This window comes from Acinetobacter lwoffii (assembly GCF_022809915.1).
Classification (GTDB): Bacteria; Pseudomonadota; Gammaproteobacteria; order Pseudomonadales; family Moraxellaceae; genus Acinetobacter; species Acinetobacter lwoffii_M.
This window is the reverse complement of the sequence record NZ_JALGQY010000002.1, coordinates 130,443-148,619: the sequence shown is the minus strand read 5'-3', so window position 1 is coordinate 148,619 and position 18,177 is coordinate 130,443. Positions and strand designations below refer to the sequence as shown.

Genomic DNA, 18,177 nt, shown 5'->3' with positions numbered 1-18,177 from the left:
ATTTTTATTGTTTATTAAAACGAGATAATGATCGCGTGCTGAATTTATTGAAGCTATGAGTGTTTTTTTATAAAAAAACCACCTGATTTTTCAATCAGATGGTTTGGAAAACTTAAATTCAAGAAGTATTAAGCTTCTTGCTGCTCGGCCTGAATCGCGGTTAAGGCAATGGTAAACACGATGTCATCGACCAAGGCACCACGCGACAGGTCATTGACCGGCTTATTCAAGCCTTGCAGCATTGGTCCAACACTGACTACATTGGCAGCACGTTGTACCGCTTTATAGGTCGTGTTACCGGTATTCAGATCCGGGAAAATAAATACATTGGCACGTCCAGCCACTTGTGAATCAGGTGCCTTTTGGCGCCCCACGCTTTCCACCGATGCTGCATCATATTGTAATGGCCCATCAATCAACAGGTCAGGACGACGTTCTTTGGCAATGCGTGTAGCTTCCGCGACTTTTTCCACATCAGCGCCAGTACCCGAAGTTCCTGTCGAATAGGAAATCATGGCAATGCGTGGATCTATACCAAAGGCTTTGGCAGAATCGGCGGACTGGATTGCAATTTCGGCCAGCTGTTCTGCATCAGGGTCCGGATTGATCGCACAGTCACCATACACATAGACTTCATCTGGCAACAGCATAAAGAATACGGAAGATACCAGTGAGTAATCCGGAGCAGTCTTAATCAGCTGGAAAGCAGGACGTACCGTATTCGCCGTGGTATGCACTGCACCCGACACCAAACCGTCAACCTGATCCAGCGCCAGCATCATGGTGCCAAGTACTACTGTATCTTGCAGTTGTTCACGGGCCTGTAGTTCGTTGAGCTTGCCTTTACGCAGCTCCACCATCTTGTCGATGTAGTTTTCACGCACCAGATCCGGATCAAGAATTTCCAGATCTTCAGGCAATTCAATACCGCGAGCTTTGGCTACTTCTAGCACAGCTTCAGGCTTGGCCAGCAAAATACACTGTGCAATACCACGCGCCTGACAAATGGCCGCAGCCTGTACGGTACGCGGTTCATCACCCTCTGGCAGTACAATACGTTTTTTCGCAGCAATCGATTTCTGTACCAGTTCATGACGGAAAGCGGAAGGTGACAGACGTGGCTTATAAGAACCATTCAACATTTGATTCAGCCATTCCGGATTGATATGGCTTGAAACAAAACGTGTCACCTGATCTGCACGTTCGGTATCATCCACTGGAATTTCATTGCTGAGATTTGCCAGTTTTTGTGCGGCTTCAAAAGTGCTAAGTGGCGTATGTAAAATCGGTAAACCTTGCTTGATGGCAGCTTGACAGAATTCCAGTACATGATCATTTGGCTGTTGATGTTCAGTCAGCACCAGACCGGCCAAAGGAATCCCATTACTGCTGGCCAGACTACTTGCCAGTAATACGTCAATCCGGTCAGAGGCACTAATAATTAATTCGCCAGCCACAAATTTATGCAATTCATGTTCAATATTGGCTGAAATCAGGCTGCTATGTTGTACACGGCGCTGTTTGGCTTCGCCTTCGTTAATCCAGTAGGCAGAAATATGTGCAGCCAGATCAGACATGCGCGGCACACTTAAGGTTTTACTGAAAGGCACCAAGCCAATCACTGGTAATTTTTCAGAGCCAATATGCGGATGCGTCTGCTGAATGGCGGTGATAAATTCGGCGGTTTCAGCTTTAAGGCGTAAATCCGGATTCAGCGTGACAGGAATCTGCGCAGATTCTTCAGGCAGGCCTTTGGTGCGCATCAACATGATGCCCGCAAGGCGGGTAGAGCTAGCGCCACCAAAATTACGCAGCTGATGTTCAACTTTATCTGCGGTTTGGCTTGGCTGCTGAATATTGGCATTGCTGACGACAATAACTTTGGCATCCAGTGCTTGTGCCAGTGAAGCATTCAAATCATCGGCAAAACTGTCCTGAGTATTTGGCAACAGCCCTTCGACAATAATTAGGTCATGCTGTTTAGCAATTTGACGATGCAGACGCACCGCTTCTTCAAGCAATTCATCCTGTTCACCCAGATTGATCTGCTGCAAGACTTTGCTATAACGGATAGGTTCAACCGTTTCACTTTGAGAAATATGACGATACAAAGCCGTGGTGCGGTCTTCGATTTCATTCAATTCCTGGGCAAAAGGTTTCAGGAAACCAGCTTTTACCCCTTGGCATTCCAGTGCATAAATCAGGCCCAAACATGCAGAAGTTAAGCCTACGCCTTCCCCCGTGGGAACCAATAAAATTGTTTTCATAAATTATGTCAGTCGCAGAATAATAAAAATCAGTGAAAAAGAAGCTAAAGCCTGCTTATGCAGGCATTACCTCAGCTTGAGACTTTTTTGCAGTATTGCGCTCCACTTCAAGTTCAACCACACTTTGAACTTCCCGGGCAATACGGCCTTCTTCATCTGTTGGCACTACCCAGATTTGTGGGCCTGTACCTGAATCGATCCGACCTTCAGTACCGCGTTTCAGCTCATTATTGGCATTTTTATCCAGACTGAAACCGAAATGAGGCAGGTAAGTCATGGTTTTTTCGCGGATATACGCTGAGTTTTCGCCAATGCCGCCAGTGAAGAACAGACCATCAAGACGTGGCAGACCACAGCTCAACGCTGCCAGAGACTTAGCTAAACGGTAGCAGAATACTTCAATCGCCAGTGTGGCATCTTCATTGCCTTGTTCTGAAGCTTCAATCAGCGTACGCATGTCATTGGACAGATCAGACAAGCCCAAAAGACCACTTTGGCTATTCAGCATCTTGTCAATTTTATAAATGTCCCAACCTAGGTTTTTCGCCAGGAAGCTGTGCAGACTTGGATCAACATCGCCACTGCGTGTGCCCATAACAATGCCTTCAAGCGGGGTTAAGCCCATTGAGGTATCTACACTTTTCCCATTCCACACGGCACAGGTCGAGCTACCATTACCCAGATGCGCGGTTAACCAGCCACCTTGTTTGAAACTGCCTGCCAGTTCAGAACCGCGCTCTGAAACATAGGCATGACTCGTCCCGTGGAAACCATAGCGACGTACACCATGGGCGGTATATAGGAATTTCGGTAGGGCATAACGATAAGCATGCGCTGGCATGGTTTGGTGGAAGGCAGTATCAAATACCGCAACCTGTGGTAATTCCGGGAATAAACGTTTGGTAGCTTCAATACCAATCAGGTGTGCCGGATTGTGTAATGGTGCAAGCGGCGTTGCTTCACGAATTTTTTCAATAATCTCGTCATTGATTAGTTCAGCTTTGGTTAGGCTGCCCCCATGTACGACACGGTGACCGATCGCGTCCGGACGGTAGTTGGCCAGACGTTCCAGACCGACTTCGAGTGCTTTTTTGTGGTCAGCAAATGGAATGTGGATATCGACCGGCTCATTGCCAACCGTCACGCCTTTAATGCGAGCATTCTCTGTGCCTAAGTTCTCAGCTAAACCATGAATACGGAAATTCTGCTCCTCAAGAAGTAATGCAAACTTGATTGAAGAAGAGCCACAATTAATAACTAATACTGATTTAGACACGATTGATTACCCAATTTTTAATTAAAATTCTCGTCCATTTGCTTGACCCAATTGCGGACAATGAAGCAGCAATCCAGATCAATGAATATGTTTTAACATTTGTTTTTTTTCTGTCCTAGATAGACTTTAGCAGATTAGACTTAAGCATTATCGACCGATTTAACAATAATAACTAAAATTTATCAGTTCATAGTTTTCATTTATAAATAAAATGATGCTGAAAATATAATCAATAAGAATACTCAATTCTGCTTAAAGTTTATTTTAGAACAGATTGGTTTTTTAGTTTAGCGCCTGAAAAGGCAAATATTGTTTCTACATACAATTCTATAAAGAGATTTATCAATAAAATGACCCGAAGGTTCTGATCCATCTATTTCAGTGTGAATTTATCTGCCCATAAAAAAAACGCCTCATAAATGAGGCGGTTTTAAATGAGCGATCTGAATACTTATTGGCGAATCTGACCATCACCAAAGACAATCCATTTCTGCGACGTCAGGCCTTCAAGTCCGACTGGGCCACGAGCATGGATTTTATCGGTCGAAATCCCGATTTCTGCGCCTAAGCCATATTCAAAACCATCTGCAAAACGAGTAGAGGCATTGATCATGACCGAACTTGAATCTACACCCGCCAAAAACTCGCGTGCCAGACTGTAGTTTTCTGTAATGATGGAATCAGTATGATGCGAGCCATATTTGTTGATGTGCTCAATGGCTTCTTCTATACCCGAAACAACTTTGATCGCCAGAATCGGACCCAGATACTCGGTATACCAGTCTTCTTCAGTGGCCGTAATGACTGCATCTCCAAGAATACGCTGGGTTTCCCGGCAACCACGCAGTTCGACTTTTTTCTCTTGGTAAAGCTCTGCGATGCGTGGCAAGAATTCTTCAGCGACTTTTTCATCGACCAGCAGGGTTTCCATGGCATTACATACGCCGTAGCGATGGGTTTTGGCATTGAGCGCAATAGGCAATGCTTTCAACAAGTCCGCTTGAGCTTCCACATAGACATGACAGTTGCCATCTAAATGTTTAATGACCGGTACGCGTGCTTCCTCAGTAATCCGTTCGATCAGGCTCTTGCCGCCACGAGGCACAATCACATCCACATATTCGGTCATGGTAATCAACTGGCCCACTGCAGCGCGGTCAGTCGTATTCACGACCTGTACGGCAGCCTCAGGCAAGCCTGCGACTTTCAGACCATGCTGAATCGCGACTGCAATTGCCTGATTCGATTCCAGAGCTTCTGAGCCGCCCCGTAAAATAATGGCATTGCCTGATTTGAGCGCGAGTGATGCAGCCTCCAACGTGACATTAGGACGTGATTCGTAGATCATGCCGACCACACCCAAAGGCACACGCATCTTGCCCAGTTGAATCCCGGATGGGCGATAAGCCATATCACTAATTTCACCAATCGGATCTTTCAGGCCAATGACATCTTTTAGGCCCTGTAACATATCTTTAAAGCGTGCGGGGTTGAGTTCTAAGCGATCAAGCAGGGCTGAGTCCAGATTGCTGTTATGCGCCTTAGTCATATCTTTCTGGTTAGCAGCCAAAATAGCAGTTTGGCTATTTTCTAAAGCCGTATAAATAGCAGATAACGCATTATTTTTAATTTGGGTGGACGCGCGAGCCAAAATGCGAGACGCCTGGCGTGCCTGCTGTCCTACCGTTTGCATGTATTGTTCAATAGACTCTTGCATAGCGGTTTGATCACTTAGAAATTTCATTTCGATATTAACAGCCTGCTGCTGCACAATGAAGCCCATCTGTTAAAAATCATCTGTTTTCGCAAACTTCTAAACATTTTGAAATTGTTTTCTGTTTAAAAGCAGATAAGTGGTTACTGAAGCGGTTGCTTGTGAAAAGCAGCTCTGTATAGAATGAAACACGCGACATTGATGTCATTTATAATTATTAAAGAGCAGGATGCGTGTTTAGGCACACCGGAATGCGCCTGAATTATAAGATCTGTTAAGCATGACTTGCACAATAAAAATAAGGCAAGGACGGAGGAAAAGGAATATGAATTCCATTATCCACATGGATGCCCATGTATTGGAACCACATAGCCACGATGGTTTTTTTGATTTTTATGATAAGCACAGTTTTAAGCAGCCACCACGCACCACCTGGATGGATGGCTGGAAAATCGAATATATGGCGATCGCCCGTCCGGATACCTTACATTTAAGACCCATGGTGATTATTGGGGGAGCTTTCCAGAATTTTAATTCCTACAAATACTGTGTAGAACAGCTTTTTGATGCAGGTCCCATCATTCTGATTGACCTACCGTCCATGGGGGCCAACCAGCAGATTAGTAATGTCGACACAGGTCTGTCTGCCGGAACACTGGAGCTTGAAGACCTTGCTGCGATGCTGGGGCGCTGGCTGGAACAGATGCAGCTGCCGCAAGTGGCAATTCTAGGCATGTCCTTGGGTTCAGTGGTGGCTTCCTGTTTGGCAGATCAGCGTCCTGAACTGGTCGATCGGATGATCCTGATGGGTGTGATGCAGAAAACCCGTAAAAGCTGGCGGATGCTGCTGGAAGAGTCTTTGCATCTAATGAAAGAACAGCGTATGGATGAATTTGGTCAGGCCGTCATTTTGTACCTGGTGAATCATGCACGTTTAACAGAAACCCGGATGTCACCGACTGCAAAGCGTTTGTTCTTTAAACAGATGGCGGAATTTACGGCCACCGAACAGGATCGTTATGATATCAATTGCAACCGTTTATTGCGTCTGACCAATGTGCCGATTCCACAGTGCAAAGTGCTGGTGGCATGTGGGCAATATGACAGTTTTACCTTGCCACATGAGAATGCCAATTTTGCCCTGCAATGTCCGAATATGCAGTATGTACAAATTGCAGGCGCCGATCATGTACCGCAGTTACAACGTCGTAAAGAAACCATGCATCTGTTTGCAACCTTCTTACGTGATGAACCGGTCGATCAGTTGCCGGGAATTATTCCGTTTAGCCCTGAGCAGATACAGCAGCTTGAACGTCGCGGTGAAGAGCGGATTCAGGTGCAAGATTCACAGCGTTTCCTCAGTCATCGTCATTCTGATCTCATTTTAAAAGCAGAGATCGTGGACATGAATTTCTTTGGGGTATTGCTGGAGTTAGATGTAGAACAGGCAGTATGCGCAACAGCTTATCCACGTGATCTGGCCTTGCATCTGGAAGATGAAGCAGGGGAATTTCAGATTGAATGCCTAATCTTTGAACAGGATGATACCCAGCTGCGTGCTTTATTTAAACATGGCAGTTTTGAAGTCGCAGAACGCTTATTGCACTTCATACAAATGCAAAAAATGCTGTCACAAGCTGAAGTATTTGATGCGGCAATTTAAAAAAACATCATCATAAAAAACAGCGTACTTAAACGCTGTTTTTTTTCACTGCATGAATCATCCACACCAGATCACCTAAATGTTCATCTTGTTCTGGTGTCGGGTTTGGCTGACGAGGCTCGGCAAAATAACGTTGGGGTTGTTGTACCTCAATCTGGTCAAATCCTGCATCTTGAAAAAAGTGTTGCAGTTCTTGGGGAGATTTAAAATGAAAGGTAAACGCACTGCGAGACATGAATTTAAGCAGACGGCTACTGCTCCAGATAAAACTTGCCAATTTATTTTTGACCGGTTCAGGATAAATATCACTGAGATAATGGATTTCGCTAAATTGCTGTCCATATTCCGTGACGCCTTTTAATAAGGTAAACAGCATGTGCTGAGCAAAATAATTAATCAGTCCTTCACTAATGACGACCAAGGGTTGGTTGCGGTCAAACATTTGAAAAATACAGTCCAACTCTTTACTAAAAATATCGGCAGTCAGGACTTCGGGTGCATGCTGATCAATTTGCTGTAAAGCCTGGGTCTTGATCTTGGCCATATCGGGCAGATCCAGTTCACGATAATTAATCTCGGAGAATTTCTGTCTAAAATTCCAACTGCGTGGAGATAGTCCGCAGGCAATTTCAAGAACCTGAAATTGTGGGTGTTGCTCAATTAGTTGACACAGATGCTCATCAATCATCTGATGGCGCTGCTTAAGTGTCGTACGCATGCTACCGCCAACATGGCGTTCCGCCCAGGATTCAAGTGGATGCAACAGTTTGGCCAGAAACTTGCCTTTGGATGTAGCAAAGGCTGGATGTGAGATCCCCATTTGATACCAGATATAGCCGGTATAGTGCGCCGTAAAAGAAATATGGCGATGTTGCGAAAGTGAGTCTGTCATATAGTTCTGACCTTATTGTTATTTTTAAGTTGATTAAATAAAAGTGTAAACTTTTCATTACTATAATAAAAAAGGAACACCTTGTCGTGCCCCTTTTTCATATTGATTGGATTTAAAAAGTTTTAGCTGGGCTGCTGTTTAAATGCCAGTATTTCATCACGGATCTCGCGCCATTCTTCACCCAGATCCAGTTCATCACCAATCTGGATGTTCGGGATGTTGCCGCGCATGCGTTCCAGGCGTTGCTGGTTCGGGAGGGGCAGATCTTCAATTCCTTCCAGTGCGATACATTGTGCCGCACGATCATTACAGACCAGACCCATATCACAACCAGCTTTGAGTGCGGCCTGAATTCGGGCATCGGCACCGCCTGCGACACATGCGGCCTGCATGCTTAAATCATCCGAGAACAGGACACCGTCAAAACCAAGCTCCTGACGTAAAACTTTCTGAATCCAGAATTCCGAGAAGCCTGCCGGATTGGGATCGACCTGACTATAGATGACATGAGCCGGCATCAGCGCATCTAGTTGTGGTTGCAGTTGGATAAAGCTTCGCATGTCTTTTTGCTGGATTTCTGCATAGGAGCGCGTATCAATCGCTGCAGCAACATGTGAGTCCGCTTTGACCGAGCCATGCCCGGGGAAATGTTTACCAGTTGAAGCCATACCGGCACGTTTCATACCTTTTAGAAATGCGCTGGCTAGTGGAATAATGTCCTGGATATTTTGGGCAAAGCTACGATCACCGATCACATCACTGATATCATTCAAGTCCAGTACCGGGGCAAAGCTGAAATCAATGCCAACAGCCAGCACTTCAGCTGCCATCAGCCAGCCGCATTTTTCAGCCAGTTCCAAAGCACGCTGTGGATCATTACTATAAAGTTCGCCAAATCTTCCCATTGCAGGCAGCAGGGTAAAGCCTTGTCTTAAACGCTGGACACGACCGCCTTCCTGATCGACCGCAATTAAAATATCAGGACGCACCTGACGCATATGATCGGTCAAAGCACGGACTTGCGCCGGAGATTCGATATTGCGACCAAATAAAATCACTCCACCGACTTGCGGCGCACTTAATAGTTCAATATCTTCTTGAGTGAGGGTTGTGCCTGCGATGTCGAGCATCAATGCGCCAATCATATGCGGAATCCGTTTTAGAGTTTTTCGGAGAAAACAATACCTGAATTCTGCAATGATTTGCTACACTTTGTCAGCACAGAATATGATAAAACTACACGACATAAACATATTAAGTTGTTTAAGATGCTGAATACGTTAAATTCTGGTCGAAAAGCAACACGGTCACATTGGTCTCTAGGCCAAGGAAGTACGAATTATTTATGAAATTTCAAACTATAGCTTGCGCAGTTGCGATTGCGACAGGTGGATTCTTTTTTACCCATGTAGTGAATGATGCGATTGCGGCCAATAGTAATGAAGTGGTCAGTAAAGCAATTCAGCCATCTCAAGAGCAGGCGCTGGTGTCACGTCAGCTGGCAACCCTGGTTGACCGTCAGCATTATTTAAATATGCGTCTGGATGCCCAGACCTCACAGCGTATTTTTGATTTCTATATTGATAGTCTTGATCCGGAACATAGTCTGTTTTTGGCTCCAGAAGTTGAAAACTATAAGAAACGCTATGGTGCCAATTTTGGTGCCAATCTGAAAGCCGGCAATTTGTCTGGTCCTTATGAAATGCATGCGCAATATCAACAGCGCTTGCAGCAGTTCTACACCTATATGTTGAATGAACTGAAAAAACCGCAGAATCTGAATCAGCCGAATGTTTATATCGAAACGGATCGTGAAAAAGCGCCGTTCTTTAAAACTGAGGCTGAACAGCGCGCGCATTGGTCGAAAATGCTGGTGTCTCAGCTGATCAATTTGACCATCAGTAAAGAAGAGGAATTGGCCAAGCAGAAAGCCCTGAAAGCCAATCCGGAACTGGCGAATGGACAAGACCTGACGGGTCCTGAAGATCTGACGCCTGCGCAAACCTTGACCAAGCGTTATACCCGTCAGCTGGAACGTCTCAGCCGCATCAAGAGCGATGATGTGCTCGACAAGACACTGAATGCAATGATGCTGACTTATGATCCACATAGCAATTACTTCCCGCCTGTGGATGCGATGGAGCTGAATCGTCAGACGACTTTACAGCTGGAAGGCATCGGCGTATCGATTCGCCCGGAACGCGGCAATGAAGATTACACCAAAATTGAAACCATCGTTGAAGGTGGTCCGGCCAGCAAATCCGGTCAGGTCAAATCAGGGGATCGTATCATTGGTGTGGCCCAAGACGGCGAACAGATGGTCGATGTCATTGGCTGGCCAAGTAATGAAATTGTCGGTCTGATTCGTGGTAAACGTGGCACGAAAGTCACTTTACGCTTACTCGGTGCGGGTGCTGCCATGGGGCAGGCCCGTAATGTGACTATTACCCGTGACGTGATTCAGGAAGAAGATGCCGGTGTGCGTACACGTGTAGTCGACATTCAGCGCGATGGCAAGAAATATCAATATGGTGTGATCGAAATTCCGTCATTCTACCTGAACTATCGCGCACGCCGTGCCGGTACGGATTATCGTTCGGTATCCGAAGATACCAACAAAGCCTTGAAAGAGTTGGCAGCGAAGAATGTTGCCGGGATTATTGTTGATTTACGCAATAACCCGGGTGGTTCACTGGAAGAAGTGGCACGTATGCTAGGGCAAGTAATCAAGTCTGGCCCAGTGGTGCAGATCCGTGATGGCAATGGTAATGTCAGCGTCTTTGAAGATGATGATGGTGGTGCACAAACTTATGCGGGTCCATTGGCAGTGATGGTGAATCTGGCCTCTGCATCGGCCAGTGAAATTTACTCTGCTGCGATTCAGGATTATGAACGCGGGATTGTGATTGGTAGTACCACCACCGGTAAAGGTACAGCACAGGTGCAACTGGATAGTTTAGCGCATGGTCAGGCGACGCTGACGCAGCGTAAATTCTATCGTGTGACCGGTGGTAGTACCCAGAATAAAGGGGTTGTTCCGGACATTAAACTGGTCGATATTTATAACGAAGAGTTTGGTGAGCGTAAGGCTAAAAATGCCTTGCAGTGGGATACTATTCCAACGGCACCATTTAAACGTGAAGGGGCTGTACAGAAATACGTTCCTGAATTAGCTAAACTTTCTCAGCAACGGGTCACACTGGATTCTCAGTTCAAGTATTTAGAACAGCGTAAAGCCGTGATGAAGAAAGCCGAAGAAGAGAAACGTCAGGTACTGGACTTGCAACAGCGTAAAGCTGAGTTGATTGCCATGGAGCAAAAAACGCTGGATGCAGAAAACACGCGCCGTGCTGCAACAGGTCTGAAACCTTATCCAAACTGGGAAAGTTATCAGGCTTCACTGGATGCCTTGATTGAAACACGTGCCAAGATGAAGGCCAAAGAACGTCCGGCTCTGCCTGAAGAAGAAGCGTTTGTGATTGAAGCGGCAAATGTGTTACTGGACTATGCCAAATTACAGAAAAAATCCTAAGATTTAACTTTATTTATCATTCATTAAAATAGCCTGTTTCGACAGGCTATTTTTTTATTTTGCAAATCTGCACAAAAGACCAAATAAAATTTTGCTATGAAGTGCCATCTGTCTAAATAAAAAGAAAAAAATTGTGATGGTGATCGAATAAATGAGCTAAAAAAATGAAGCTAAATATTTGCTTAAATTTGAAACACTTCTAATATATAAGTCATATTTTATTTTTCTGTTGAGTCTTATTTTTGGGGCAATTCTCAACCTTGAATGAAAGAAATATAAATTCTAAATTTTAGTTAAGACTGATGCTGTTGCAGATCAATTGGCTTGCATGGATGGTCAGTCTTGAGATTTTACTGAGTTCAAATTTGACCGGGTGAAAATGGAAATATCAGTGCAGAGCATAATAAAAATGATCACCGCTGGGGAACATTTTATATGATTGACATTCAGCATGATATTGGTCTGGTCATCAGCTCCGTTCTTTCTGCATTGGTCGCTTGCTCTCTCATCGCACGGATTAAAAAAATTGCTTCAGGCGCTTCACAGCCAAACTTTAAAATCTTCAGTTTAATGCTAACCGCCATACTATTGGGCCTACTCATCTGGTTGATCCATTTTATCGGGCTGACAGCAGGTTTTGTGCTGAATAAATACGAGCTGGATTGGGGGGCGCTGCTTCTATCTGTTCTGGTGATATGTATTGCCGCTATGTTTACCCTCTGGTTAAGTACCAGAAGTACCTGGTCATTTTTCCGGGCAGTTCTCGTAGCAGGTGTGATCGCACTCGGCATCTTTGGCATGCACTCTATTAGCATGATGTCATTCAATTTTACTGCCGCCCATATGCAACAGTCACCGGAATTAGTTCAGGCACATGATCAGCTATTTCTGGCCATGATACTGATGAGTGGATTGCTGCTGGTAACGCTGATTTGTATCATCGTGTCCGAACTGCGTGTGGGATTACGCAACCGTCAGCTTGCATGGGCCAATCAACAAATTGAAAATCAGACCATTCAGGACAATCTGACCAAATTACCTAACCGTTTGTATCTGGCTGAATATGCAAATCTGCTGTTTTCAGGTCAGTCCGAACAGCAGCATGAAATTGCTTTATTATATATCGATCTGGATCGTTTTAAAGCAGTCAATGATGTGTTTGGCCATCTGGTCGGTGATCAGTTGCTGATTCAATTGACCACGCGGATTCATCTGTTATTAGGCCATCATTCCAAGCTGCTCAGAATTGGTGGGGATGAATTTCTGCTGGTACTGGAAAACACATCTGTCGCCAAAGCTGCAAAAATGTCAGAACAGATTCTTGAACTGATTCAGGAAAGTTTTCTGATTGAAGGCAAGAGTATTCATATCTCGGGCAGTATTGGCATTGCCATGTATCCGGAACACGGCAAGAATTTACAGGATCTGCTGGTCAATGCTGATGCCGCCATGCTGAGTTCCAAGTATCAGGGGCGCAATACCTATTCAGTCTTTAATTATTCTACCGACCAGGATGAAAGCAAGAGCCAGAGTACCCTGATTAATGACCTATATAAAGCCGTGGAAGAGCAGCAGTTTGTGCTGTTTTATCAGCCCAAGTTTCGGACCAAAGACCGTAGCTTGTGTGGGGTAGAGGCATTAATTCGCTGGAACCATCCCCAGTTTGGTTTGCTCGGCCCGAATCTGTTTATCAATGCGGCTGAAAAAACCGGACTGATTATTCAAATGGGCTATTGTGCATTGGAGCTGGCCTGTCAGCAGATTCAAAAATGGCAACAGACACATACTGAATTTTTCCCTATCGCGGTCAATTTGTCTGCAGTACAATTTGAGCATAAGCATTTGTTTAGTACTTTAGAAAAGTTATTTGCACAATATAAAATCAGTCCTCAGCATTTAATGATCGAGATTACTGAATCGACTGCCATGCATCATATTGATGTGAGTATGCGCAGCTTTAAGCGCTTAAGACAAATGGGCATCCGTCTAGCCATTGATGATTTTGGTACAGGGCATTCCAGTTTTCTCTATTTAAAGAATTTCGCCGTAGATGAATTAAAAATTGACCGTGAATTTATCAAAAATCTGGCAGTCGGTTCCAAAGAAGAAATGATTCTGGAAAGCATTATTCAGCTGGCCATGAAACTGGGCTTGGTGGTAACCGCCGAAGGTGTTGAAACTGAAGCGCAAGCGGAAATTTTAACCCGACTGGGTTGTGAACAGTTACAAGGTTTTTTACTGGGCTTGCCGGTAGATGAACAACGACTAGAAAACTTACAATTCCATTAATAGCGCTCTAATTGATTGAGCGTCAGGATAGACGACATGGCTCACGGAACTCCACCCTGAAACTCTGCTACAATATCGCCAATTTTTTTCATATTGATCGAATTTGATCTCGAATGCTGTGCATTGAGCAGTAGGTATATTTCATGAGCTTTAAGCAAGAACTGGCGGCACAAGTCGCCCAGCGACGTACGTTCGCTATTATTTCCCACCCCGATGCCGGTAAAACCACCATGACAGAAAAATTGCTGTTATGGGGTCAGGCCATTCAGGTGGCCGGGATGGTAAAAAGCCGTAAATCTGACCGGGCCGCAACATCGGACTGGATGGAAATGGAAAAAGAGCGTGGCATTTCGATTACTACCTCGGTAATGCAGTTCCCTTTCAAAGACAAGATGATCAATCTTCTGGACACCCCGGGACATGAAGACTTCTCGGAAGATACCTACCGTACCCTAACCGCGGTAGACTCGGCGCTGATGGTGATTGACGGGGCAAAAGGTGTCGAAGACCGAACCATTAAACTAATGGAAGTGTGTCGGATGCGCGATACTCCGATCATTTCATTCGTCAATAAAATGGACCGTGAAATCCGTGAGCCGCTTGAGCTTCTGGATGAAATCGAAAACGTTCTAAAAATTAAATGTGTCCCGATCACCTGGCCGCTCGGTACTGGCCGTGATTTTGCCGGTGTATTCAATTTAATCGAAGAAAAATTCTACGTGTATAAAGCCGGTTTCGGTTCAGTCATTACCGAGATCGAAGTGCGAGATGGTTATGACTATCCTGATCTTCGTGAGAAAGTGGGTGAACTGGCTTGGGCAGCATTTGAAGAATCGCTGGAACTGGTACAAATGGCCAATGAGCCTTTAGATCGTGAAGAATTCCTGGCCGGTCGTCAAACGCCTGTGTTGTTCGGTACAGCCTTGGGTAACTTTGGTGTCGACCATGTTCTGGATGCCTTCAGTCAATATGCACCATCTCCTAAAGCCCATCCGACCCAAGATCGTGTTGTAGAAGCGGATGAAGAAGGCTTTACCGGTTTTGTCTTCAAGATTCAGGCCAATATGGATCCGAAACACCGTGACCGTATTGCTTTCATGCGAATCTGTTCAGGCAAGTATGAGAAAGGCTTGAAGATGAAGCATGTGCGTCTGGACAAAGATGTACGCATCAGCGATGCCTTAACTTTCTTGGCTGGCGATCGTCAGCATCTGGAAGAAGCCTGGCCGGGTGATATTATTGGTCTGCATAACCATGGCACCATCCAGATCGGTGATACATTTACCTCGGGTGAGAAACTTCAGTTTACCGGTATTCCGCACTTTGCGCCGGAAATGTTCCGTCGTGTCCGCTTGAAAGATCCGCTAAAATCCAAGCAGCTGCAAAAAGGTCTGAAAGAGCTTTCAGAAGAAGGGGCAACCCAGGTATTCATGCCGCAGAATAACAATGATCTGATCGTAGGTGCTGTAGGTGTGCTACAGTTTGAAGTGGTGGCTTACCGTCTGAAAGAAGAATACAAGGTCGACTGTGTTTACGAACCGGTCAGCATCAACACAGTACGTTGGGTGTCTTGTGATGACGAGAAGAAATTCAACGAATTCAAGAAAAAAGCTCATGACCAATTGTCTGTCGATGGTGGAGGTCATTTGACTTATCTTGCACCAAGCCGGGTGAATTTACAGCTCATGCAAGAACGTTATCCGGACATCGTGTTCCACAATACGCGCGAACACTAAACTTTCAGGCTACGCAGCTAAAGTTTAAAAATATCAAACAGCTTCTCCGGAAGCTGTTTTATTTTATGCTACATTTAAGCAATTAATAACTCGATAGATATAGCAAAGAGAATGAAGCTCAGCAAGGAAGTCGTCCTCGGTTCTGTGATTGGTTTAAGTCTTGTCCTGAGTGGCTGTGATCAAAGCGAAAAAGAGCCTGTTAATACTCCGCAAAATGAGAAAATGACCGCAGCTCAGCAGACCACAGATGTTTTGCCTTATCTGAATATTCAAGAGCAGCCGGCCAAGATTGCCTTGCCATTTTGTGAAAATAAAAACTGTATCAATCTGGATATTCAGACCTTACATACGGTTGATCCATGGATGAACCAGTGGATTGAAAAGCAGCAGGCCAAAGTAATTCAGGATCAAATCGGCTTGAAACAGGACATGAATTTACAGCAGGCGATCAATGCCTATGTAAAAAAATCGGATGCCTGGCAGGCGCAGCTCAATCTGAACAAGGCTTATGAGTTATCGCTATATACCCGTATTCCTTACCAGCGCAATCAATATGTGTTGATGCAGATCGGGGTCGATACCAAACAGGAAAATGTCAGCGTACATGAGCGCTATTATTTTTTTGTGGCGGATCGTCGCCAGCAGAAAATGCTGACCCCACTGGATATTGTTGATCCTAAGCAACAGTTAGTAATGGATCAGATTATCCAGCAAGCCTATGAGACATGGCTCAAAGAAAATGATCAGCAAGTTCAGCAGAAAGCGCCGAAAAAACTGTATTGGGGACAGGCTGACTGGTTCTTTGATCAGGAAGGCATTGGGCTGCATTTTCGCAGCCATGAAATTAGCAAAGATGCCAAACAACTGGATATTTATTTAACAAAACAACAAACACAACAGGTCTTGAAAGCTGATATCTATCAGCATATGTTTTAAAGCTCATGATCCTGCAAGCGTACAGGTTCTAAAAAGGTGAATGAATGCCAAAATACAAGAATATCTTTTATTTATCCATCCTGGCATCAGCGATCTTGCTGAGTGCCTGCCAGCCGAAGAGTAATGAGCCGGAAGACTCAAGTGCTTCCGAGGTGCTACAAGCCGAAGCTGAAGCACTTAAACTCAGCGGCGATACCGAAAAGCTCAAGCTGGCGATTCCAGAATGTGAAGACAAAAGCTGTCCAGAAATCTCGATCGAACGCCTGAATAGTAATCAGAGCTTTATTGATGAATGGATCGACCAGCAGATTCTGCAACAGTTGAAAAGTATCCTGTCTGTGGATGCAATTGAACCGGCAAAAGTGAGCGCTGCCAGCGAAGCAGACGTTGCCGCCTCTGAACCTAAAGCGGCTTTGGCCACAGTGACCACACCGAAACAGCAGCTTGAGCAGCAAACCCAGCCCTATATGCAGACTTTCTTGAATCTGGATAAGGAACTCAAGGCCCTGAGTGCCAGTCATAGTATTAGCCTGATGATTAAGCCCAAGATTCTGAATTCAGGTGATCCGTTGGCGACCGTGGTTCTGAACAGCAGTTATTATCTAGGAGGCGCACACGGCGCATCTGCACAGACCTATTATAATTTTGATCTGGAGCAGAAAAAACTGGTCAAACTGGATGACATTATTGCAGCCAAACAGAAAGCTCAACTGGAAGCGCGTGCTTATGACGCGTTTAAAAACTGGGTGGTAGAGTCCAAACTGGCCAAAGATGTGGCGGAATATGAGCAGGCCTGGAAGTTCAAACTCACCGATAATTTCTATCTGGCTCAACAAGGTCTGGTCTTGCAATATGCCGAATATGAAATTGGGCCATATGTGGTTGGCTTGCCACGTTTAATGATTCCTTATGAGCAGCTACAAGGTGTACTGAAACCTGAATATCTGCCTAAAACTGAAAAAGCTGCCTCTGAGGCACAGCCAGCATCTGCTGCAAAAGCCAAATGACCTTGAAACTGTTTGATACGCATACCCATTTTGATGTTCTCGATTTTGATCCTGATCGGGAACAGTTGGCGTATGCGGCCAAAGCGGCAGGTGTCGAGCATCTGGTTCTAATTGGTTTTTTGCAAAACCGTTTTGCTGACCTATTAAGAACTCACGACTTTATCAATGACCTGGAAAATGCACCGCAAAGTCACTTAGCGCCGGGCTTGCATCCATTTTATATTGAACAGCATCAGACTGATCATTTACAGGAGCTGGAACAGCTGCTTAAAAATGAGCATTGTATTGCCATTGGCGAAATCGGTTTGGATACCTTTTTAAAACAGCACAAACAGGCTGAAATTTTTCAGAAACAAAAAGATTTTTTTACTGCACAGCTTGAATTGGCACAACAATTCAATAAGCCAGTTTTGCTGCATATCCGCAGATCACATGCGGAGGTTTTGCAGATTTTAAAACAGCACCGATTTAAACAGGGCGGCATTGCGCATGCCTTTGGTGGTGGAATTGAGGAAGCCAAAGCTTTTATCAAGCTGGGATTCAAACTGGGTATCACCGGGCAAATCACCAATCCAAATGCCAAAAAATTGCATCAAGTGGCGCAGTATGTGGGGCCAGAACATCTGGTATTGGAAACTGACTGTCCGGATATGACGCCACTCTGTTGTCAAAGCTCGACCAAGCAACGTACCCGAAATACACCTGCAAATTTAACTTATGTGCTGCAAGGACTGGCAAAGAGTCTACATATGCACAAAGAGGAACTGGCTGAACAGCTCTGGCAAAATACTCATCAGGCCCTGCATTTGATCATTTAAGTTAACACTCTTAACTCAGTCTTAAATTCCCAGTTCATCATAAATCG

The 18,177-nt window shown here is 45.0% G+C and carries 12 protein-coding genes; 7 read left to right on the top strand and 5 right to left on the bottom strand.

The annotated features are described in order from the left end of the window. Window positions 1-128 precede the first annotated feature (128 nt). From pta to MTX11_RS02270, 3 genes are all read right to left on the bottom strand, one after another. Window positions 129-2,267 carry a phosphate acetyltransferase gene (gene pta / locus MTX11_RS02280; protein WP_243474251.1) on the bottom strand — a complete coding sequence of 713 codons (2,139 nt, stop codon included), beginning with the start codon at window positions 2,265-2,267 and terminating at the stop codon, window positions 129-131. A 55-nt stretch (window positions 2,268-2,322) separates the two neighbouring features. Beyond that, the gene (locus MTX11_RS02275; RefSeq protein ID WP_005103172.1) at window positions 2,323-3,543 is read right to left on the bottom strand and encodes an acetate/propionate family kinase; all 1,221 of its coding nucleotides are present in this window, start codon (window positions 3,541-3,543) and stop codon (window positions 2,323-2,325) included. 451 nt (window positions 3,544-3,994) lie between these two features. Then, window positions 3,995-5,260 carry a glutamate-5-semialdehyde dehydrogenase gene (locus MTX11_RS02270; RefSeq protein WP_243474300.1) on the bottom strand — a complete coding sequence of 422 codons (1,266 nt, stop codon included), beginning with the start codon at window positions 5,258-5,260 and terminating at the stop codon, window positions 3,995-3,997. A 322-nt stretch (window positions 5,261-5,582) separates the two neighbouring features. On the opposite strand from MTX11_RS02270, the gene MTX11_RS02265 reads away from it, so the two are divergent. Then, the gene (locus tag MTX11_RS02265) at window positions 5,583-6,920 is read left to right on the top strand and encodes an alpha/beta fold hydrolase (protein WP_243474250.1); all 1,338 of its coding nucleotides are present in this window, start codon (window positions 5,583-5,585) and stop codon (window positions 6,918-6,920) included. A 28-nt stretch (window positions 6,921-6,948) separates the two neighbouring features. Here MTX11_RS02265 and MTX11_RS02260 read toward each other — a convergent pair whose 3' ends face one another. After that, the gene (locus tag MTX11_RS02260; RefSeq protein ID WP_243474249.1) at window positions 6,949-7,812 is read right to left on the bottom strand and encodes a class I SAM-dependent methyltransferase; all 864 of its coding nucleotides are present in this window, start codon (window positions 7,810-7,812) and stop codon (window positions 6,949-6,951) included. Window positions 7,813-7,934: 122 nt separating this feature from the next. Further along, window positions 7,935-8,957, bottom strand: a complete 1,023-nt coding sequence (gene nagZ, locus MTX11_RS02255) for a beta-N-acetylhexosaminidase (protein ID WP_243474248.1) — start codon at window positions 8,955-8,957, stop codon at window positions 7,935-7,937. 200 nt (window positions 8,958-9,157) lie between these two features. On the opposite strand from nagZ, the gene MTX11_RS02250 reads away from it, so the two are divergent. From MTX11_RS02250 to MTX11_RS02225, 6 genes are all read left to right on the top strand, one after another. After that, window positions 9,158-11,344 carry a carboxy terminal-processing peptidase gene (locus MTX11_RS02250; RefSeq protein WP_243474247.1) on the top strand — a complete coding sequence of 729 codons (2,187 nt, stop codon included), beginning with the start codon at window positions 9,158-9,160 and terminating at the stop codon, window positions 11,342-11,344. A 435-nt stretch (window positions 11,345-11,779) separates the two neighbouring features. Next, the gene (locus tag MTX11_RS02245) at window positions 11,780-13,633 is read left to right on the top strand and encodes a putative bifunctional diguanylate cyclase/phosphodiesterase (RefSeq protein ID WP_243474246.1); all 1,854 of its coding nucleotides are present in this window, start codon (window positions 11,780-11,782) and stop codon (window positions 13,631-13,633) included. A gap of 143 nt (window positions 13,634-13,776) precedes the next feature. Next, window positions 13,777-15,369, top strand: a complete 1,593-nt coding sequence (locus MTX11_RS02240; protein ID WP_004647433.1) for a peptide chain release factor 3 — start codon at window positions 13,777-13,779, stop codon at window positions 15,367-15,369. 111 nt (window positions 15,370-15,480) lie between these two features. Next, on the top strand, window positions 15,481-16,305 hold the full coding sequence (locus MTX11_RS02235; protein ID WP_114542012.1) for a hypothetical protein: 825 nt from the start codon (window positions 15,481-15,483) through the stop codon (window positions 16,303-16,305). Window positions 16,306-16,349: 44 nt separating this feature from the next. Then, window positions 16,350-17,312, top strand: coding sequence for an RsiV family protein (locus MTX11_RS02230; protein WP_243474245.1), 963 nt, complete (start codon window positions 16,350-16,352; stop codon window positions 17,310-17,312). Further along, complete coding sequence (locus MTX11_RS02225; RefSeq protein WP_243474244.1) at window positions 17,309-18,130, top strand: TatD family hydrolase; 822 nt, start codon at window positions 17,309-17,311, stop codon at window positions 18,128-18,130. The genes MTX11_RS02230 and MTX11_RS02225 overlap by 4 nt, the downstream gene beginning before the upstream one ends. The last annotated feature ends 47 nt before the right edge of the window (window positions 18,131-18,177 follow it).

What these genes read in the sequence shown, in the direction of transcription:
- pta (WP_243474251.1), bottom strand. Translation starts at nt 2,267, where the DNA reads ATGAAAACAATTTTATTGGTTCCCACGGGGGAAGGCGTAGGCTTAACT.
- MTX11_RS02270 (WP_243474300.1), bottom strand. Translation starts at nt 5,260, where the DNA reads ATGCAAGAGTCTATTGAACAATACATGCAAACGGTAGGACAGCAGGCA.
- MTX11_RS02265 (WP_243474250.1), top strand. Translation starts at nt 5,583, where the DNA reads ATGAATTCCATTATCCACATGGATGCCCATGTATTGGAACCACATAGC.
- MTX11_RS02260 (WP_243474249.1), bottom strand. Translation starts at nt 7,812, where the DNA reads ATGACAGACTCACTTTCGCAACATCGCCATATTTCTTTTACGGCGCAC.
- nagZ (WP_243474248.1), bottom strand. Translation starts at nt 8,957, where the DNA reads ATGATTGGCGCATTGATGCTCGACATCGCAGGCACAACCCTCACTCAA.
- MTX11_RS02250 (WP_243474247.1), top strand. Translation starts at nt 9,158, where the DNA reads ATGAAATTTCAAACTATAGCTTGCGCAGTTGCGATTGCGACAGGTGGA.
- MTX11_RS02245 (WP_243474246.1), top strand. Translation starts at nt 11,780, where the DNA reads ATGATTGACATTCAGCATGATATTGGTCTGGTCATCAGCTCCGTTCTT.
- MTX11_RS02240 (WP_004647433.1), top strand. Translation starts at nt 13,777, where the DNA reads ATGAGCTTTAAGCAAGAACTGGCGGCACAAGTCGCCCAGCGACGTACG.
- MTX11_RS02235 (WP_114542012.1), top strand. Translation starts at nt 15,481, where the DNA reads ATGAAGCTCAGCAAGGAAGTCGTCCTCGGTTCTGTGATTGGTTTAAGT.
- MTX11_RS02230 (WP_243474245.1), top strand. Translation starts at nt 16,350, where the DNA reads ATGCCAAAATACAAGAATATCTTTTATTTATCCATCCTGGCATCAGCG.
- MTX11_RS02225 (WP_243474244.1), top strand. Translation starts at nt 17,309, where the DNA reads ATGACCTTGAAACTGTTTGATACGCATACCCATTTTGATGTTCTCGAT.